Source organism: Izhakiella australiensis, assembly GCF_002006995.1.
GTDB lineage: Bacteria > Pseudomonadota > Gammaproteobacteria > Enterobacterales > Enterobacteriaceae > Izhakiella > Izhakiella australiensis.
On sequence record NZ_MRUL01000006.1, the window covers coordinates 1 to 17,475 of the forward strand.

Genomic DNA, 17,475 nt, shown 5'->3' on the forward strand with positions numbered 1-17,475 from the left:
AGACTTGATACATCAAATAGTTTTGCGATATCAATCCTGCGAGTGCCCACACAGATTGTCTGATAAATTGTTAAAGAGCGTGCGACGCGGCGTGCAGCCTGCTGTCGCGAGGTGGCGTATATTACGCACCACCGCTGAAGAGTCAAGAATTTTTTCCTTAATCTTCATCAGAAAATGAATCACTTCACTCTCCTGCCAACCCGGCCAGCGTTGCCGCTGTACCCTGTCAGTGGAGGCGCATTATAGGGGGGAATTTTTATAGCGCAAGCGTAAAGTTCAACTTTATTTGCCGTCCGCTGAAAATTAGAGCAAACCCGGCGGTTTTAGCCCTGACGAATGCGGGCAGGCAAATCAGCAAGGCTTTCAATCACCCAGTCAGCAGCAGCCTGCGACTCCGCCGTCACCGGCTTGCCGGTACGCACCAGCGCTTTTTTACCCACGCCTGCCGCTGCTGCCGCCTGCATATCTTCAAGCTTGTCACCCACCATAATGGAACGGGCCATATCAATCCTGAGATATTTTTGTGCATCGAGCAGCATACCCGGCTGCGGCTTACGGCAGTTACACGCCTGGCGAAACGCGTCAATGCTGCCTTGCGGATGATGCGGACAATAATAGATACCATCGAGATCCACATCGCGATCGGCTAATGACCAGTCCATCCACTCGGTAAGCTGCGCGAAATCCTCCTCGCTGAACATACCGCGAGCGATGCCGGACTGATTGGTGACCAGCACCAGTAAATAGCCCATTTCTTTGAGTTCGCGCAGGGCTTCGATCGCACCATCAATAAACTCAAAGTTATCTATCTCATAGACATAGCCGTGATCGACATTAAGGGTGCCATCACGATCCAGAAATATTGCGGGTAGAAGATCGGCCACGTAGAAACTCCTGCTACAAAAGATGGCGCAAAGTATCGCATGATTACATATAAAGAGAGAATGCCAGTTTGATTAACTTCGATTGATTTAGACGTCTGGATACCTTACCATCCAGACCACAACGTTATTTTATCGCCAAAGATATCCGAATATAGCGGATGAATTTTTTTAGATTGCACATATAAGCTAATGATTAAACTGTCGAATATTACCAAAGTCTTCCAGCAGGGAGCGCGGCGCATTACGGCGCTGGCCGATGTTAGCCTGCACGTACCCGCTGGACAAATTTACGGGGTTATCGGTGCGTCGGGCGCCGGAAAAAGCACCCTGATTCGCTGCGTGAACCTGCTGGAGCGGCCGACGTCCGGCAGCGTTACGGTTGACGGCGTTGAGCTCACCCACCTTTCAGAAGGCAAACTGATCCAGGCGCGTCGCCAGATCGGTATGATATTTCAACACTTTAATTTACTTAACTCCCGCACGGTGTTTGGTAACGTCGCTCTGCCGCTGGAGCTGGATAACACGCCGCGCGCCGAGATCAAACGACGCGTCACTGAACTGCTGGATCTGGTTGGCCTGGCCGATAAAAAAGACGTCTGGCCGGCAAACCTTTCCGGCGGACAAAAGCAGCGCGTCGCCATTGCGCGCGCGCTGGCAAGCGATCCGAAGGTTCTGCTGTGCGATGAAGCCACCAGCGCCCTTGACCCGGCGACCACGCGCTCTATTCTTGAACTACTGAAAGATATTAATCGGCGCCTCGGGCTGACCATTTTGCTGATTACCCATGAAATGGACGTCGTTAAGCGTATTTGCGATCGGGTCGCCGTTATCAGCGACGGACAGCTGATCGAACAGGACAGCGTTAGCGAAGTGTTTTCTCATCCGAAAACCCCGCTGGCCCAGCAATTTATCCGCTCCACGCTGCACCTCGATATTCCGGACGATTACATCCAGCGTATGAAAGCGGAAAAAGGCCCGGACCTGATGCCGCTACTGCAGCTGGAGTTTACCGGCCAGTCCGTCGACGCCCCGCTGCTTTCTCAAGCCGCGCGTCGTTTTAACGTTAACAACAACATTATCAGCGCGCAGATGGATTACGCCGGCGGCGTGAAATTCGGCATTATGCTGGCAGAAATTGATGGAGAAGACGATGACGTGGCAGCCGCGATCGCCTTCCTGCAGGAGCACCATGTGAAAGTAGAGGTTCTGGGCTATGTCTGAGGGAATGATTTGGATCCTGGTTCGGGGCCTGGGTGAAACCCTGACTATGACCTTCGTTTCGGGCTTTCTGGGTTTTGTCATTGGCCTGCCTTTTGGCGTATTGCTGTACGTCACCCGCCGCGGCCAGATAATGGAAAACGCAAAGCTGAATCGTATTACATCAATCATCGTTAATATTTTTCGCTCGATACCGTTCATCATTCTGCTGGTGTGGATGATCCCTTTCACCCGACTGGTGGTAGGCACATCGATTGGGCTGCAGGCAGTGATTGTTCCCCTTACCGTTGGGGCCGCGCCGTTTATCGCGCGCATGGTGGAAAACACCCTGCTGGAACTGCCAACCGGATTGATTGAAGCATCACGGGCAATGGGCGCCACGCCCCTGCAGATTATCCGCAAGGTGCTGCTACCTGAAGCCCTGCCCGGCCTGATTAATGCGGCGACCATCACCCTTATCACGCTGGTTGGCTATTCGGCTATGGGCGGTGCTGTAGGTGCGGGCGGTCTGGGGCAGATTGGCATTCAGTACGGCTACAATACTTATAACCCGCCGGTGATGAACACGGTTCTGATTCTGCTTATCATTCTGGTCTGGTTAATTCAGTTTTGTGGCGATCGCATTGTTCGTGCGGTCACTCACAAGTAACGTGAAACACAACACAGTAGATTATTGAGGAAGGGATATGTCTAAATTTAAAAAAGTTGCAGCTCTGGGTGCGTTAATTGGTGCGTTGGCAATCGCCGGCTGCGGTCAGAAAGAGAAAGATCCGAACCATATTAAAGTCGGCGTGATTACCGGCGCCGAACAGCAGGTTGCTGAGGTAGCGCAGAAGGTTGCCAAAGAAAAATATGGTCTTGATGTCGAGCTGGTCAGCTTTAACGATTATGTGCTGCCCAACGAAGCGCTGAGCAAAGGCGATATCGATGCGAACGCCTTCCAGCATAAGCCTTACCTGGATCAGCAAATCAAAGATCGCGGCTACAAGCTGGTTCCGGTCGGAAATACCTTCGTTTACCCTATCGCTGGCTACTCGAAAAAAATCAAATCCCTTGATGAACTGCAGGATGGCGCGCAGATCGCCATTCCCAATGACCCGACCAACCTCGGTCGCTCCCTGCTGCTGCTGCAGAAAGTGGGCCTGATCAAGCTGAAAGATGGCGTTGGCCTGCTGCCGACCGTACTGGACGTAGTTGACAATCCGAAACACCTTAAACTGGTGGAACTGGAAGCCCCTCAACTGCCGCGTTCACTTGACGATCAGCAGATCGCCCTGGCGGTTATCAATACCACCTATGCCAGCCAGATCGGCCTGACGCCAACCAAAGATGGTCTGTTTGTTGAGGACAAAGATTCTCCTTACGTGAACCTGATCGTTGCGCGTGAAGACAACAAAGACGCAGAGAATGTCAAAAAGTTTGTTCAGGCTTATCAGTCTGACGAAGTTAACGAAGCAGCTAACAAAATCTTTAACGGTGGTGCGGTTAAAGGCTGGTAATCTCTGGTAACAGCTGCACATTCGCTGCAGAAACTGAGCCAAACGTAAAAAGAGCGGGCCTGGCCCGCTCTGTTATTTTATGCTGTCTTCTTGTTATTTTTCCGATTGCTTGCTTCAATAACGCAACTTTTTAGAACATGAGGATTTTCCCATGCGCGCATTGCCACTCTGTCTGTTAGCGCTGATGCTGACGGGGTGTTCACTGCATAAATCCCCTGCACCGGTGAAGAGCAGGCCACTGTTTTCGCAGCCGGGAAGCCCTGTGCACAGTAAACCGGCCCCGCGCCCGCCTCAGGTGGCGATTTATACCGATGCAGCCGATCTGGTAAGCAAACCGTTTCGCGACCTTGGCGAAGTTTCCGGCGAGGATTGTCAAAGTTCCACCCAGGACTCCCCGGCCAATATCAATACCGCACGTAAGCGCATGCAAATCCGCGCCTCCACGATGAAAGCTAACGCGGTGCTGTTGCATAAGTGCGAAATTGTTACCACCACTTCCGGATGTTACCGCCAGGCGGTATGTCAGGGATCGGCGCTTAAAACGACCAAATGACGCGAATAAAGCCCAGGGTTCTCTGTAGCGACAGCTCCCCTCCACTTCAGGCAATGGCATGACGGCATTCTCTTTCCAGCCAATCGGCATTATTCACTCTCCGTGGAAAGAGAAGTTTGCCGTGCCGCGCCAGCCGGGCCTGATCGCTGACGGCGGCGGAACGCTGGAGCTGTTGCCGCCCTATAATCAACCAGAAGCTGTACGAGGCCTGGAGTCCTTCAGCCATCTCTGGCTATTATTTATTTTTCATCAGACGCAGCAGGCTGGCTGGCGACCAACCGTGCGCCCTCCTCGCCTCGGCGGCAATACGCGCATGGGCGTATTCGCTACGCGCTCAACGTTTCGCCCTAACCCGATCGGAATGTCGCTGGTGGCGTTAAAGCGCGTTGAAATCGAGGGCGGCAACGTGAAATTGCAGCTGGGCAGCCTCGATCTGATCGACGGTACGCCGGTGGTGGATATTAAACCTTACCTGCCGTTTGCCGAAGCGCTGCCGGATGCCCAGGCCGGTTTTGCTCAGCAGGCGCCCGCAGCCATGATGCCGGTCAGCTTTTCCGCCCGCGCCCTCGAGCAAATTGCCGGCCAGTGTCAGCGCTATCCCGACCTCAGGCGTTTTATTACGCAAGTACTGGCTCAGGATCCGCGTCCGGCCTACCGTAAAGGTGCCGAAGCCGGGCGCGAATACGCAGCCTGGCTGCTCGACTTTAACGTCCGCTGGCGCATTACCGACTCGGGAACGGAAGTTATTGCGGTCGATCCGCGCTAATTTATGTCACATACTCTTTTTGCATACTGCACACGCTGGTAAACTAGCCCCCACTCTTTTTTCGATTGTCTGACGTCGATATTTTCCGCATAACTGGAACCGTAACCCATGCGCACTACTCAATACCTGCTCTCCACGCTGAAGGAGACTCCCGCTGATGCCGAAGTGATCAGCCACCAGCTGATGCTACGCGCTGGCATGATCCGCAAACTTGCTTCTGGCCTGTATACCTGGTTACCAACCGGTCTGCGCGTGCTGAAAAAAGTTGAGAATATCGTACGTGAAGAGATGAACAACGCCGGGGCGATCGAAATTTCCATGCCGGTGGTGCAGCCAGCCGATCTGTGGCAGGAGAGTGGACGCTGGGAGCAATACGGTCCTGAGCTGCTGCGCTTCGTTGACCGCGGTGAACGTCCGTTCGTGTTAGGGCCAACGCATGAAGAGGTCATCACCGACCTGATCAGAAATGAACTAAGCTCTTACAAGCAGCTGCCGATTAATTTGTTCCAGATCCAGACCAAGTTCCGTGACGAAGTGCGCCCGCGCTTTGGCGTCATGCGCTCACGCGAATTTATTATGAAAGATGCTTATTCATTTCATACCACGCAGGAATCGCTCCAGCAAACCTATGAGGTGATGTACCGCGCCTATAGCCAGAGTTTCAGCCGTATGGGGCTGGATTTCCGCGCGGTGCAGGCCGATACCGGCTCTATTGGCGGCAGTGCCTCCCATGAATTTCAGGTGCTGGCACAAAGCGGCGAAGATGCCATCGTCTTTTCTACCGCGTCAGACTATGCAGCGAATATTGAGCTGGCAGAAGCCGTTGCCCCGCAGGCAGAGCGTGCGGCGCCGGCACAGGCGCTGAGTCAAATCGACACGCCTGATACCAAAACTATTGCCGATCTGGTCGCTCGCTTTAACCTGCCGATTGAAAAAACCATCAAAACGCTGATGGTGAAAGCTACGCCGGAGAGCGGTCATACGCTGGTCGCGCTGCTGGTGCGCGGCGACCATGAGCTGAATGAAGTGAAAGCGGAGAAAATTGATATCGTTGCCGCGCCGCTAACCTTTGCCAGCGAAGCGGAAATTCGCGCCCTGGTGAGTGCCGGTCCCGGCTCACTGGGTCCGGTTGGTTTAAACCTGCCGGTTGTGGCAGACCGTTCCGTGGCGGTAATGAGCGACTTCAGCGCAGGCGCCAATATTGACGGCAAGCATTATGTCGGCATCAACTGGCAGCGCGATCTGCCGCTGCCGCAGGTAGCCGACATTCGCAGCGTGGTAGAAGGCGACATCAGCCCGGATGGTCAGGGTACACTGCTGATCAAACGCGGTATCGAGGTGGGTCATATCTTCCAGCTGGGAACCAAGTATTCCGACGCGCTGAAGGCCTCAGTACAGGGTGAAGATGGCCGCAATCAGGTGATGACCATGGGCTGCTACGGCATTGGCATTACCCGGGTAGTTGCCGCCGCTATCGAACAAAATCACGACGAACGCGGCATTATCTGGACTGAAGCCCTGGCGCCGTTCAACGTGGCGATTCTGCCGATGAACATGCACAAGTCCTTCCGGGTGAAAGAAGCGGCGGAAGACCTCTATGCCAGGCTGCGTGCTCAGGGCATTGACGTGATTCTCGACGATCGCAAAGAGCGCCCCGGCGTGATGTTCGCCGATATGGAACTGATCGGCGTACCGCATACGGTCGTCATCGGCGATCGCAATCTCGACAACGACGAAGTTGAATATAAGCATCGTCGTGAAGGTGAGAAGAAGATGATCAAAGCCGACCAAATCGTCGACCTGCTGGTGAAAGCGATCAAAGGCTGAGCAAACGGCTACGGTCAGGTAGAAATAACCCCGCTGCGGCGGGGTTTCTTTTTGCCTGAGCTGACGGGCATGCCCTGTCGCTTACGGCGGCTATTCTGAAATTTTACGCACGCGCCCGCGCAGCGATTTGGTCTGCGACTTCTGCGCTTTGCCTTCCAGCCGACGCTTCTTTGACGCCAATGTCGGGCGCGTGGCTCGCCTGGCCTTTTCTACCCGGGTTAAATCACGAATCAGACTTTCAAGTCGCTGCAGCGCGTCCTGCCGGTTCAGCTCCTGGCTTCGATGCTGCTGAGCCTTAATTACGATCATCCCGTCCTGGGTAATCAGGTGATGACTGGCGGCAAGCAGTCGCGACTTATAAAAATCGGGCAGCGTTGACGCGCGGATATCAAAACGCAGATGCACCGCCGTGGCATTCTTATTGACATGTTGCCCGCCGGCGCCCTGTGCGCGGATCGCCGTTATCTCGATCTCATCACTATGAATAACGGCGCTGCGCGACAGCACGATCATGTTAATTCACCTTCTATCAGCCAGTCTGTGAGCTTTATTTCCGCATGGCGTTCGGCATCAGAAAGCCAGATGATACCATCCTGAAGCGTTGCCTGTAGCGACATCGAGCGCGCAGCAAAAGAAACCAGCGTAGCTAACTGCTGATCATCAATATAGCGCACGCTCAGATTCGCCAGACGAGCCAGCTTATCACGCTGCTGCGGCCACCAGACGGCCGCGGCCCGCGAGCTGTATACATACAAGTAAACGCGCCCGGCGCGCGCGCTGGCTTTTTTCATTCTCTTTTCGTCAGGCAATCCCAGATCGATCCACTGTTCAATTTGCTGACTATCGCTCAGTAACCAGAGTTCGGGTTCATCATCCGCGCAGAGGCCGCGGGTAAACTGCAGCCGCTCGTCAGCATGGCAGATCCACGCCAGCAGGCGTAGCATCATCCTTTCTTCCGTTTCCGATGGATGCCTCGCAAGGGTTAACGAAACATCTAGAAAACGGTTACGATCCATATCAGCAACGTTTAGCTGGGCTTTATAGATTGTCGCTTTCAGCGCCATAGAGATCCCTAAATGAAGTCAGGTAGCAAGACCCGGAATCATATAGCAAAATCACCGCTGCCGGGCTGATTTCGCGTTAAAGCCTGTGCTATAGTCGCCGGAGCACCATAGAAAACTCTGCAAGGGGGTGCAAATGCAACAGTATTGTGAATTAATTCGTCGCACCTACAGTGAAATCGCCAGCGGCGACCTGGGCTATATCCCGGACGCGCTGGGATGTGCTCTCAAAGCGCTTAATGAGGTAGCGGCAAATAGTGAGCTACACTTTTCCATCAGGGAACAGGCAGCTTATGCTGCTGCAAACTTATTGGTGAGCGATTATGTTGACGAAAGAATATAAACCCATCAATTGTGATGATTACGACCATCTCGAACTCGCCTGTCAGAAAGGTTGGACCCTGGTTCTGGAGTTAAAAAGCGGTGAGCAGCTGAAGGCGAAAGCCCTTGATATGGTATCCCGTAAAAAGGTGGAATATCTGGCTATCGATCTTTCCGGCGAAATCCGTGAATTACGTCTGGATCACATTGCCAGCTTTAGCCATCCGGAGCTTGGCACCGTGGTGGTCAGCGAGGACGATTAACCTTTCAGGGCGACCGCTGAGGTCGCCCCAACCTGCCTTTACATCTCCCGATACTTCCCCGATTTTTATGGCTTCAGACTGGCATAGTATGCCGCCAGGTTTGCCATATCCTCATCGCTCAGCCCGGCAACAAACGCCTTCATTACCTCCGCCTGACCGCCGCTGCGCCCACCGTTTTTATACGCCAGCAACGCCTGCAGCAGATAGCCTTCTTTTTGCCCGGCAAGGTCAGGATATACCGCCGCCGTTGCTTTGCCATTCGCGCCGTGACAGGCGCGACAGGCGGCTGACTTTTCCTCGCCCGCCTGCGGATTTCCGGCAGCCAGCGCAACCTCGCTTATCAGCATTGATAGCAGCACTATCATCCATATTGCTTTACTCATGCTTGCACCCCGGCGTCGCTGCGCTGCCAGTGAAGGCGCCAGCGGTGCAGGTTATCTGCGTTGCTTTGTCCCTCGCGGGTGATGAAAACCCCCAGAGCCGCAATCAGCGTCTCGTTGTAAAAAATCATCGGCGTACGGGTTCGCTGCCAGGGCGGTATGCCGTGTTCCTGCCACAGCTTTTTAATTGCTCTTTTGCCGCTGCGACCAACAATATAGAACTCGCCCTCAGCGCGAAAACGCACCGAGACGTGCTCATCAACGTGCGGCGCCCGGATCTGCCAGTGGCCATAGTCAGAAATCGCTAATGACCCCAGCCCGGCAGGCAGCGTCAGTAAGCCATAGGGCGGCAGCCAGCTGACGCTCTCCGGCTGCGCCGTTTCAGCAGCAGAATGCAGCCATAAACGCTGACGGTAGCGGCGGATGACCTGTTTCCCCCAGCGCAAACGCGGCGCGGCATCTTCACGACTGAGCACCACCTCCTGCCACAGACGCTGTAACACCTCTCTTGACGGCATATCTCCCTGCTGAGATGCGATCCAGCGGCGCAGCAGCGCAAAGCGCTGAAGCTGGCTCATCGCATGCAAAGATTGCGTATCGAAGCTGCCATCCGGCTGAATACAGGCGGCAAGCTGGGGCGCCAGCAGCTCGTCAAGTAGCGCCTCCTGCTCACCACACAGCGTCGCTGAACGCGCCGTCATGGCGGAAAAATGCGGCCAGCGAGCTTCAAGTTCGGGAATGACCTGCCGACGCAGAAAGTTGCGATCGTAGCGGCAGTCCTGATTGCTTTCATCTTCAATCCAGCGCAGCTGATAGGCCTGCGCCCACTCTTCCAGTTCGCGACGCGTTTCCTGTAGCAGCGGACGCGCATGGGCTTTTTTCTGCCGGCGACGAAAGGCCGGCATTGCTGCCAGCCCGGCCGGTCCGCTGCCCCTTTTTAAGGCCAGCAAAAACGTCTCGCACTGATCGTTGAGATGCTGCGCCGTCAGCAGCAGCTCATCGTCCCGCTGGCGCTGACTTAAAGCATGATAGCGCGCCTGGCGCGCAGCGCCTTCAGTGCCCAGCTCGCTGTCGGCAGCCAGCTGCACGCGCACCACCTCACAAGCGACCTGCCAGCTTTGGCAGAGACTCTGGCAGTGCTCAGCCCAGTAATCTGCGTTATTACTCAGACCGTGATGTATATGAACAGCGCGTAGCTGCAATCCAGGTTGGTTTGAACGTAGCTGCACCAGACGATGTAATAACACCGTCGAGTCCAGCCCGCCACTAAAAGCCAGTAGTACGTGACGGTATCCCTGAATACAGCTGGAGAGCGAGGAGAGTGGTGACATACCGGATCCCTGTCTTAACCGTGAGGCGAAATCGCCCTGTCAATATCACGGCTATTCTACGCCTGATACAGCTCCAGCGGCAAACCGTCCGGATCGGTGAAAAAGGTGAAATGCTTACCGGTCAGCGGATCTACCCGCACCGGCTCGCAGCTCACGCCGCTGGCTTCAAGCTGCGCGCGCGCGCTGGCCACATCATCGACGCTGAACGCCAGATGACGCAGCCCCTGAGCTTCCGGCTGGGTGATGCGCGCGGGCGCTGCGGGAAAAGAGAAAAGCTCAATCAGATACTGCCCGTGCAGCGCCAGGTCGCCTTTCCATGAATCTCTGGCCTCGCGATAAACTTCGTCAAGCAGCGTGAAGCCGAGAATATCGCAGTAGAAAGCTTTACTGCGCGGATAGTCGCTGGCGATGATAGCAATATGATGCACCTGATTTAGTTTGAGCATAGCTTTTCCTCATGATAAACGACGCTATCCTCGCATAACGCCGCGCCGGGAAAAACCCGCCAAACGCAGAATCAGACAATGCCATCATCACGCAATACCCGAACCAGATAGCGACCATCCTCAGTTAAGGTTGCGCCATGGATATCGGTTTCAAACCCCGGGTAATGGACCCCAATGCTGCACAGCATCAGCAGAAAGTCGAGCACCGGGCGGCTGTCATGGGTGATGCGCTCACCCGGCATCACCACCGGCACGCCGGGCGGATAAGGCAGGATCATATTGGCGGAAACCCGCCCTTCCAGCTCGCCCAGCTCAATCGTCTCGACGTTGCCTTTCACCTGCTGTTGAAACATCTGATGCGGCGTCAGTACCATTTCCGGCAGGCGGGCAAAAGCCTGCAGCATTAATCGCGGCAGATCGTGCTGGCGGATCAGGCTATGGATACCGCGCGCCAGATCCTGAATGCGCATATGGCGATAAAAGTCCGGATCTTCGGCATACAGATCCGGCAGCATGTTCTTAATACGCAGATTGAGGTCGTAGGCTCGCTTAAACTCCGTCAGACCGCGCAGCAGCCCCATCGCCTTGGTTTTATCAATACCGATACTGAACAGGAACAGCAGGTTATAAGGGCCGGTTTTTTCCACCACCACCCCGCGCTGATCGAGATAGCGCGCCACCAGCGCCGCGGGTATCCCCTCTTGCGCCATCTCTCCTTGTTCACTCATTCCCGGCGTCAGGATGGTCACTTTAATCGGATCGAGATACATATGATCGGCGTCGGCATCGGCAAAGCCGTGCCAGTCCTCTTCGCCGGGCTGAATCGGCCAGCACATTGCCTCATCAATGCCATCGGGCTGCCAGATATCAAAAAACCAGCTGTCGGACTCTTCGCGCAGACGCTGAACCTCACGGCGGAAATGCAATGCCCGCTCAACCGAACGCGTAATCAACCGCCGGCCGGGGTTACCACGCAGCATCGCCGCCGCCGTCTCGATCGACGCGACAATCGGGTAGTTAGGCGAGGTAGTGGTATGCATCATATAGGCTTCATTAAAGGTCTGTTCATCATAATCACCTTTAATATGGATCAACGATGCCTGCGAAAAAGCAGCCAACAGCTTATGGGTGGATTGCGTTTCATAGATAACTTTGCCCGGAATACGCTCACCGCTCATACCACTTTTACCGGCGTAAATCGGGTGAAAATGGGTATAGGGCACCCAGGCCGAGTCAAAATGCAACGACGGCACATCCAGCGTCTCTTTGATGTACTGGGTGTTATAAAGCAGGCCATCATAAGTTGAATTAGTGATGACAGCATGCACCGGCCAGCTGGCGCGTGGCGTTTGGGCCACCTTCAGCGCAATGCTATCGCGGGTAAACTCGCGCTTAGCAATCCCTCCCAGAATGCCCAGCGCGTTACGCGTTGGCGTCAGCCAGATAGGAATGATGTCGCTCATCATCAACAAATGCGTCAGCGACTTATGGCAATTGCGATCCACCAATACCGTGCTGCCCGCTGGCGCGGCATACATGCCGACAATCTTATTCGACGTTGAAGTGCCATTAGTGACCATATAGCTCTGCTCGGCGCCAAAGGTGCGGGCAATATATTCCTCCGCTTCCAGATGCGGTCCGGAATGGTCGAGCAGCGATCCCAGTTCGGTAACCGAAATAGAAATATCTGCCTTCAAGGTATTAGCACCAAAAAAATCATAAAACAGCGTCCCTACCGGACTTTTCTGGTAAGCCGTACCGGCCATATGACCGGGGGTGCAAAAGGTGTATTTTCCTTCTTTCACATAGGTAAACAGCGCTTTGGTGAGTGGCGGGGTAATGCTATCGAGATATTCATCCGTGTACTGGCGGATACGTTGCGCAATATCTTCGGCTGCATTCAGCGCATATTCAAAAAACCACAGCGCCATACGCATCTCATTGATCGAAACGTCCAGCGAAGAGTGGGTGTTGATGAAAGCATAAAGCGGCAGGTATTCATTGAGCTGGTTAATTTCGCTGCACAGGTCGAGGCTATACTCATCCCAGTCGAATATCACACCGCAAACGCGCGGATTATGTTCGATCAGCGCCAGTAAATCAGCGGCGTCTCGCGGATAAATAGTCTGAAAACCCTGCACTTGCAGGGCGCTATCCAGCTCGCGGATAGGTTCATCTTTATAGTACGCCTGGTGTGGTCCCATAATGGCAAGGATGTTCATCATGTCTCCTGATCTTATGCTTTTGAGCTTTAAGCATAGTGAACAGGTTACGCTAGCGCGTTAATCTGCGGCTTAAAAACGCACAAGGCGTGTTTTTTTCGCCGGGCAACCCGCTGATAAACATCGCATAACCACGACAACGCCCCTCCCTGCCATCCTCAACGCCCCAGGCTAACCAATAAAAAAGGATCGCTAAGCGATCCTTTTTTCACTGGAAACGGCCGGGTAATCAATCAGGCATAGCCGTAATTCATCAGGCGCTGATAGCGGCGATTAAGCAGCTCTTCGGAACTCAGTACCTCAAGATCGGCCAGATCGGCCAGCAATTGCTCTTTAAGCGACTCGCCGATTTTAATCGGGTCGCGATGCGCACCGCCCAGCGGCTCCGGCACGATAGAGTCAATAAGCTTAAGCTCTTTCAGGCGAGAGGCGATGATGCCCATCGCTTCCGCCGCCAGCGGCGCTTTATCGGCGCTTTTCCACAGGATTGAAGCACATCCCTCCGGCGAAATAACCGAGTAGGTACTGTACTGCAACATATTGACTTTATCGCCAACGCCAATCGCCAGCGCGCCGCCAGAACCACCTTCACCAATTACGGTACAAATGACCGGCACCTTAAGACCGGACATTTCACGCAGGTTGCGCGCGATCGCCTCAGACTGACCGCGCTCCTCCGCGCCGACACCGGGATAGGCGCCAGGCGTATCGATAAAAGTAATTATGGGCAGCTTAAAGCGCTCGGCCAGCTCCATCAGGCGCAGCGCCTTACGGTAACCTTCCGGCGCCGGCATGCCGAAGTTGCGCCGAATTTTTTCTTTGGTTTCACGGCCCTTCTGATGACCAATAATCATCACCGGACGGTCGTCGAGGCGGGCAATTCCGCCCACAATGGCCTTGTCGTCAGCGTAGGCGCGATCGCCGGCCAGCTCATCAAAGTCGGTAAAAATATTACGGACATAGTCCAGCGTATAGGGCCGCAGTGGATGGCGCGCCAGCTGCGCAATTTGCCATGCGCCCAAATCGGAGAAGATTTTACGCGTCAGTTCGACGCTTTTTTCACGCAGGCGCGTGACTTCTTCATCCAGATTAAAATCCAGTTTTTCATCCTGACGGCTAACCGCTTTGAGGGAATCAATCTTCGCCTCCAGTTCTGCGATCGGCTGCTCGAAATCCAGGTAATTAAGACTCATAATGTTCCTGTTTTAATCAAACTCCAGTTCCACCTGCTCCGATCCTATCAGCGATCGTAAATCGTTCAACAGACGATCGCTGGGGGACACGCGCCAGGTTGCGCCAAAGCGTAACTTTGCGCGCGCATCCGTTCTCTGGTAATAGAGATGTACCGGGATCGTTCCTGAGCGATAAGGCTCAAGAGACTGACGGAGACGGTTTAATAGCTGGTCATCAATTTGCCTGTCCGTCAGCGAGATAGCAAGCCCACGCGCGTATTTTTCGCGGGCTTCGTCAATATCCATGACTTCACGGGCAGTCATTTTAAGACCGCCATTGTAGTCATCGAAGCTGACCTGTCCGCTGACGATCAGAATTTTATCCTTTTCCAGCAGCTGCTGGTATTTATCCAGCGCATCAGTAAACAGCATAATCTCCAGCCGACCGGAACGATCGTCAAGAGTACAGATACCAATGCGATTGCCGCGCTTGGTGACCATTACCCGCGCTGCCAGCACCAGGCCAGCGGCGACGGTAATTTTGCCACGCTCGGTCGGGTGCATATCTTTCAGACGCATGCCGCCGACATAGCGCTCAATTTCCTTCAGGTACTGATTTATCGGGTGGCCCGTTAAGTAAAGACCTAAAGTCTCACGTTCGCCATCCAGCTGCACCTGTTCCGGCCATGGCGTAATGCTGGCATAGGATTGCTCAACCTGCTCAGGCTCTTCTGCCAGTACGCCAAACATATCCGCCTGGCCTGTTGCCTCCGCTTTTGCATGCTGATCGGCCGCCTTCAGCGCATCGCCCAGCGCGCTCATTAATGCCGCCCGGTGCGGACCGAGACGGTCAAAAGCGCCGGACATGATCAATTTTTCCAGCACCCGGCGGTTAAGCTTTTTGGTGTCGGTACGGGCGCAGAGGTCGAACAGTTCACGGAAATATCCCCCCTGATTGCGCGCCTCAATAATCGCTTCAATCGGGCCTTCGCCCACGCCTTTAATCGCACCGATGCCATACACGATTTCACCTTCATCATTCACATGAAAATGATAAAGGCCGGAGTTGATATCCGGCGGCAGAATTTTTAGCCCCATCCGCCAGCATTCATCCACCAGACCGACAACCTTCTCGGTATTATCCATATCGGCGGTCATTACCGCCGCCATAAACTCAGCAGGATAATGCGCTTTCAGCCACAGCGTCTGATAAGAAACCAGCGCATAGGCGGCGGAGTGAGATTTGTTAAAACCATAGCCGGCAAACTTCTCTACCAGGTCGAAGATTTTCATCGACAACTCGCCGTTAACGCCCATCTTTTCTGCGCCATCCTGAAAGACAGAACGCTGCTTGGCCATCTCTTCCGGTTTCTTTTTACCCATCGCGCGACGCAGCATATCGGCGCCGCCAAGGGTATAGCCGGAGAGAACCTGGGCTATCTGCATCACCTGTTCCTGATACAGGATGATGCCGTAGGTTGGTTCAAGCACCGGCTTCAAGGTTTCGTGCTGCCACTGGATGTCCGGGTAGGAGATCTCCTCACGCCCGTGCTTACGGTCGATAAAGTTATCCACCATGCCGGATTGCAGCGGTCCGGGGCGAAACAGCGCCACCAGGGCTATCATATCTTCAAAACAGTCAGGCTTCAGACGTTTGATAAGATCTTTCATGCCGCGCGATTCAAGCTGGAAAACCGCCGTGGTTTCCGCCCGCTGCAGCATATCGAAGCTCTTTTTGTCTTCAAGCGGGATGGCCGTAATATCAATCGGCGCTTCACCGTGCTTCGCCCGTCGGGCGTTGATCATATCCAGCGCCCAGTTGATAATCGTCAAGGTACGCAGGCCGAGGAAGTCAAACTTCACTAAGCCGGCGTACTCCACGTCGTTTTTATCAAACTGCGTAACCGGATGATGTCCTTCTTCATCGCAATAAAGCGGGGCAAAATCGGTAATTTTCGTCGGCGCGATAACAACCCCGCCGGCGTGCTTACCGGCATTTCGCGTCACGCCTTCCAGCTTGCGCGCCATATCGATCAGCGCTTTGACCTCTTCGTCTGCCTCATAAATTTCCGGCAGCTGCGGTTCGGCTTCAAAGGCTTTAGCCAGCGTCATGCCCGGATCGGGCGGCACCAGCTTAGAAATGCGATCAACAAAACCATAGGGATGGCCCAGCACGCGGCCAACGTCGCGGATAACCGCTTTGGCCGCCATCGTACCGAAAGTAATGATCTGCGACACCGCGTCGCGGCCATACATATCAGCAACGTGTTCAATAACCTGGTCGCGCTTCTCCATGCAGAAGTCAACGTCAAAGTCAGGCATTGAAACGCGCTCAGGATTGAGGAAACGTTCGAACAGCAGGTCAAACTCCAGCGGATCGAGGTCGGTAATTTTCAGCGCATAAGCGACCAGCGAGCCAGCGCCGGAGCCGCGCCCCGGTCCGACGGGGATGCCGTTATCCTTTGACCACTGGATAAACTCCATTACGATCAGAAAGTAGCCCGGAAAACCCATCTGGTTAATAACGCCCAGTTCAACCTCAAGGCGTTCGTCATAGGGCGGCCGCTTCTGCGCCCGCTCCGCCTCATCCGGATAAAGGAATTCCAGGCGCTCTTCCAGCCCCTCCTGCGATTTTTTCACCAGAAAATCTTCGGTGGAGAGATCGCCGGTGGGAAATTGCGGCAGGAAATATTCGCCAAGCCGCACGGTAACGTTACATCGCTTAGCAATTTCCACGCTGTTAGCCAGCGCTTCCGGGATGTCGGCAAACAGCTCACACATCTCCTGTTCGCTGCGCAGATATTGCTGAGCGCTGTAATTACGCGGACGTTTGGGATCGTCGAGGGTAAAGCCGTCATGGATCGCGACGCGAATCTCATGGGCATCGAAGTCCGTCTCTTCCAGGAAGCAGACCTCGTTGGTTGCCACCACCGGGATACCCTGCTCAATGGCCAGGTCCACCGCCGCGTGCAGATAAGTTTCTTCATCAGCGCGGCCGGTACGGATCAGTTCGAGGTAATAGCAGCCGTCAAAATGCTGCTGATAAAACGTCAGACATTCATGGACCAGGGCCGTATTGCCACGAATAATCATCTTACCGACATCGCCGCCGCGTCCGCCGGACAGCAAAATAATCCCCTCGCGATGCTCCACCAGCCAGTCGCGATCGATGATCGGCCCTTCTGCGCCATAGCCGCGCTGATAGGCGCGTGAAATAAGCAGCGTAAGATTCTGATAGCCGACGTTGTTCGCCGCCAGTACCGTCAGCTGAGCAAGCTCATCGCCCATCACCTCGCTGCGCACCAGGAAATCCGCGCCGATTATCGGCTTCATTCCCAGCCCGTGGGCGCCGCCATAGAACTTCACCAGCCCGCACAGGTTGGTGAAATCGGTGATCGCAATGGCCGGCATGCCAAGCGATGACGCCTTCTTAATCAACGGCCCGGTTTTCGCCAGACCGTCAATCATTGAGTAGTCGCTGTGAACGCGCAGATGAATAAAACGAGGTTCAGCCATTTTCTACCGTTACCAG

17 protein-coding genes are annotated in these 17,475 nt (G+C 54.5%); 8 read left to right on the forward strand and 9 right to left on the reverse strand.

Annotated elements, in window-relative coordinates:
• Positions 1-323 precede the first annotated feature (323 nt).
• On the reverse strand, positions 324-884 hold the full coding sequence (gene gmhB / locus BTJ39_RS10435; protein ID WP_078002635.1) for a D-glycero-beta-D-manno-heptose 1,7-bisphosphate 7-phosphatase: 561 nt from the start codon (positions 882-884) through the stop codon (positions 324-326).
• Between the two features lie 189 nt (positions 885-1,073).
• Between gmhB and metN the strand changes: the two genes are divergently transcribed.
• From metN to proS, 6 genes are all read left to right on the forward strand, one after another.
• On the forward strand, positions 1,074-2,105 hold the full coding sequence (gene metN / locus BTJ39_RS10440; protein ID WP_078002636.1) for a methionine ABC transporter ATP-binding protein MetN: 1,032 nt from the start codon (positions 1,074-1,076) through the stop codon (positions 2,103-2,105).
• The gene (locus BTJ39_RS10445; RefSeq protein WP_078002637.1) at positions 2,098-2,751 is read left to right on the forward strand and encodes a methionine ABC transporter permease MetI; all 654 of its coding nucleotides are present in this window, start codon (positions 2,098-2,100) and stop codon (positions 2,749-2,751) included. The genes metN and BTJ39_RS10445 overlap by 8 nt, the downstream gene beginning before the upstream one ends.
• A 37-nt stretch (positions 2,752-2,788) precedes the next feature.
• A complete protein-coding gene (locus BTJ39_RS10450) occupies positions 2,789-3,601 on the forward strand; it encodes a MetQ/NlpA family lipoprotein (protein WP_078002638.1) in 813 nt (270 codons plus the stop codon).
• A gap of 151 nt (positions 3,602-3,752) precedes the next feature.
• Positions 3,753-4,154, forward strand: coding sequence for an Rcs stress response system protein RcsF (gene rcsF / locus BTJ39_RS10455; protein WP_078002639.1), 402 nt, complete (start codon positions 3,753-3,755; stop codon positions 4,152-4,154).
• Positions 4,155-4,212: 58 nt separating this feature from the next.
• On the forward strand, positions 4,213-4,920 hold the full coding sequence (gene tsaA, locus BTJ39_RS10460; RefSeq protein ID WP_078002640.1) for a tRNA (N6-threonylcarbamoyladenosine(37)-N6)-methyltransferase TrmO: 708 nt from the start codon (positions 4,213-4,215) through the stop codon (positions 4,918-4,920).
• A gap of 108 nt (positions 4,921-5,028) precedes the next feature.
• Positions 5,029-6,747: a proline--tRNA ligase gene (gene proS / locus BTJ39_RS10465; RefSeq protein ID WP_078002641.1), complete on the forward strand. Its 1,719-nt coding sequence runs from the start codon at positions 5,029-5,031 to the stop codon at positions 6,745-6,747.
• Between the two features lie 90 nt (positions 6,748-6,837).
• Here proS and arfB read toward each other — a convergent pair whose 3' ends face one another.
• On the reverse strand, positions 6,838-7,260 hold the full coding sequence (gene arfB / locus BTJ39_RS10470) for an alternative ribosome rescue aminoacyl-tRNA hydrolase ArfB (protein WP_078002642.1): 423 nt from the start codon (positions 7,258-7,260) through the stop codon (positions 6,838-6,840).
• A complete protein-coding gene (locus tag BTJ39_RS10475) occupies positions 7,257-7,811 on the reverse strand; it encodes a YaeQ family protein (protein WP_078002643.1) in 555 nt (184 codons plus the stop codon). The genes arfB and BTJ39_RS10475 overlap by 4 nt, the downstream gene beginning before the upstream one ends.
• Positions 7,812-7,944: 133 nt before the next feature.
• Between BTJ39_RS10475 and BTJ39_RS10480 the strand changes: the two genes are divergently transcribed.
• Both BTJ39_RS10480 and rof read left to right on the forward strand, forming a co-directional pair.
• Entirely contained in the window at positions 7,945-8,151 is a 207-nt protein-coding gene (locus BTJ39_RS10480; RefSeq protein WP_078002644.1) for a YaeP family protein, read from the forward strand.
• On the forward strand, positions 8,132-8,392 hold the full coding sequence (gene rof / locus BTJ39_RS10485) for a Rho-binding antiterminator (RefSeq protein ID WP_078002645.1): 261 nt from the start codon (positions 8,132-8,134) through the stop codon (positions 8,390-8,392). The genes BTJ39_RS10480 and rof overlap by 20 nt, the downstream gene beginning before the upstream one ends.
• Before the next feature lie 65 nt (positions 8,393-8,457).
• On the opposite strand, the gene BTJ39_RS10490 is transcribed toward rof, so the two are convergent.
• From BTJ39_RS10490 to dnaE, 6 genes are all read right to left on the reverse strand, one after another.
• Complete coding sequence (locus tag BTJ39_RS10490) at positions 8,458-8,757, reverse strand: c-type cytochrome (protein ID WP_176110295.1); 300 nt, start codon at positions 8,755-8,757, stop codon at positions 8,458-8,460.
• Between the two features lie 14 nt (positions 8,758-8,771).
• Positions 8,772-10,103: a tRNA lysidine(34) synthetase TilS gene (gene tilS / locus BTJ39_RS10495; RefSeq protein ID WP_078002647.1), complete on the reverse strand. Its 1,332-nt coding sequence runs from the start codon at positions 10,101-10,103 to the stop codon at positions 8,772-8,774.
• A gap of 56 nt (positions 10,104-10,159) precedes the next feature.
• Positions 10,160-10,549 carry a VOC family protein gene (locus tag BTJ39_RS10500; RefSeq protein WP_078002648.1) on the reverse strand — a complete coding sequence of 130 codons (390 nt, stop codon included), beginning with the start codon at positions 10,547-10,549 and terminating at the stop codon, positions 10,160-10,162.
• 71 nt (positions 10,550-10,620) lie between these two features.
• Positions 10,621-12,771 (reverse strand): lysine decarboxylase LdcC, encoded by a 2,151-nt coding sequence (locus BTJ39_RS10505; protein WP_078002649.1) that lies wholly within the window; start codon positions 12,769-12,771, stop codon positions 10,621-10,623.
• A 233-nt stretch (positions 12,772-13,004) separates the two neighbouring features.
• The gene (accA, locus tag BTJ39_RS10510; protein WP_078002650.1) at positions 13,005-13,964 is read right to left on the reverse strand and encodes an acetyl-CoA carboxylase carboxyl transferase subunit alpha; all 960 of its coding nucleotides are present in this window, start codon (positions 13,962-13,964) and stop codon (positions 13,005-13,007) included.
• Positions 13,965-13,976: 12 nt separating this feature from the next.
• Positions 13,977-17,459 carry a DNA polymerase III subunit alpha gene (dnaE, locus tag BTJ39_RS10515; RefSeq protein ID WP_078002651.1) on the reverse strand — a complete coding sequence of 1,161 codons (3,483 nt, stop codon included), beginning with the start codon at positions 17,457-17,459 and terminating at the stop codon, positions 13,977-13,979.
• Positions 17,460-17,475: the final 16 nt, after the last annotated feature.

Excerpts from the sequence above, each read along its gene's own strand:
- metN (WP_078002636.1), top strand. The coding sequence starts at position 1,074 with ATGATTAAACTGTCGAATATTACCAAAGTCTTCCAGCAGGGAGCGCGG.
- BTJ39_RS10445 (WP_078002637.1), top strand. The coding sequence starts at position 2,098 with ATGTCTGAGGGAATGATTTGGATCCTGGTTCGGGGCCTGGGTGAAACC.
- BTJ39_RS10450 (WP_078002638.1), top strand. The coding sequence starts at position 2,789 with ATGTCTAAATTTAAAAAAGTTGCAGCTCTGGGTGCGTTAATTGGTGCG.
- rcsF (WP_078002639.1), top strand. The coding sequence starts at position 3,753 with ATGCGCGCATTGCCACTCTGTCTGTTAGCGCTGATGCTGACGGGGTGT.
- tsaA (WP_078002640.1), top strand. The coding sequence starts at position 4,213 with ATGACGGCATTCTCTTTCCAGCCAATCGGCATTATTCACTCTCCGTGG.
- proS (WP_078002641.1), top strand. The coding sequence starts at position 5,029 with ATGCGCACTACTCAATACCTGCTCTCCACGCTGAAGGAGACTCCCGCT.
- arfB (WP_078002642.1), bottom strand. The coding sequence starts at position 7,260 with ATGATCGTGCTGTCGCGCAGCGCCGTTATTCATAGTGATGAGATCGAG.
- BTJ39_RS10475 (WP_078002643.1), bottom strand. The coding sequence starts at position 7,811 with ATGGCGCTGAAAGCGACAATCTATAAAGCCCAGCTAAACGTTGCTGAT.
- BTJ39_RS10480 (WP_078002644.1), top strand. The coding sequence starts at position 7,945 with ATGCAACAGTATTGTGAATTAATTCGTCGCACCTACAGTGAAATCGCC.
- rof (WP_078002645.1), top strand. The coding sequence starts at position 8,132 with ATGTTGACGAAAGAATATAAACCCATCAATTGTGATGATTACGACCAT.
- BTJ39_RS10490 (WP_176110295.1), bottom strand. The coding sequence starts at position 8,757 with ATGATAGTGCTGCTATCAATGCTGATAAGCGAGGTTGCGCTGGCTGCC.
- tilS (WP_078002647.1), bottom strand. The coding sequence starts at position 10,103 with ATGTCACCACTCTCCTCGCTCTCCAGCTGTATTCAGGGATACCGTCAC.
- BTJ39_RS10500 (WP_078002648.1), bottom strand. The coding sequence starts at position 10,549 with ATGCTCAAACTAAATCAGGTGCATCATATTGCTATCATCGCCAGCGAC.
- BTJ39_RS10505 (WP_078002649.1), bottom strand. The coding sequence starts at position 12,771 with ATGAACATCCTTGCCATTATGGGACCACACCAGGCGTACTATAAAGAT.
- accA (WP_078002650.1), bottom strand. The coding sequence starts at position 13,964 with ATGAGTCTTAATTACCTGGATTTCGAGCAGCCGATCGCAGAACTGGAG.
- dnaE (WP_078002651.1), bottom strand. The coding sequence starts at position 17,459 with ATGGCTGAACCTCGTTTTATTCATCTGCGCGTTCACAGCGACTACTCA.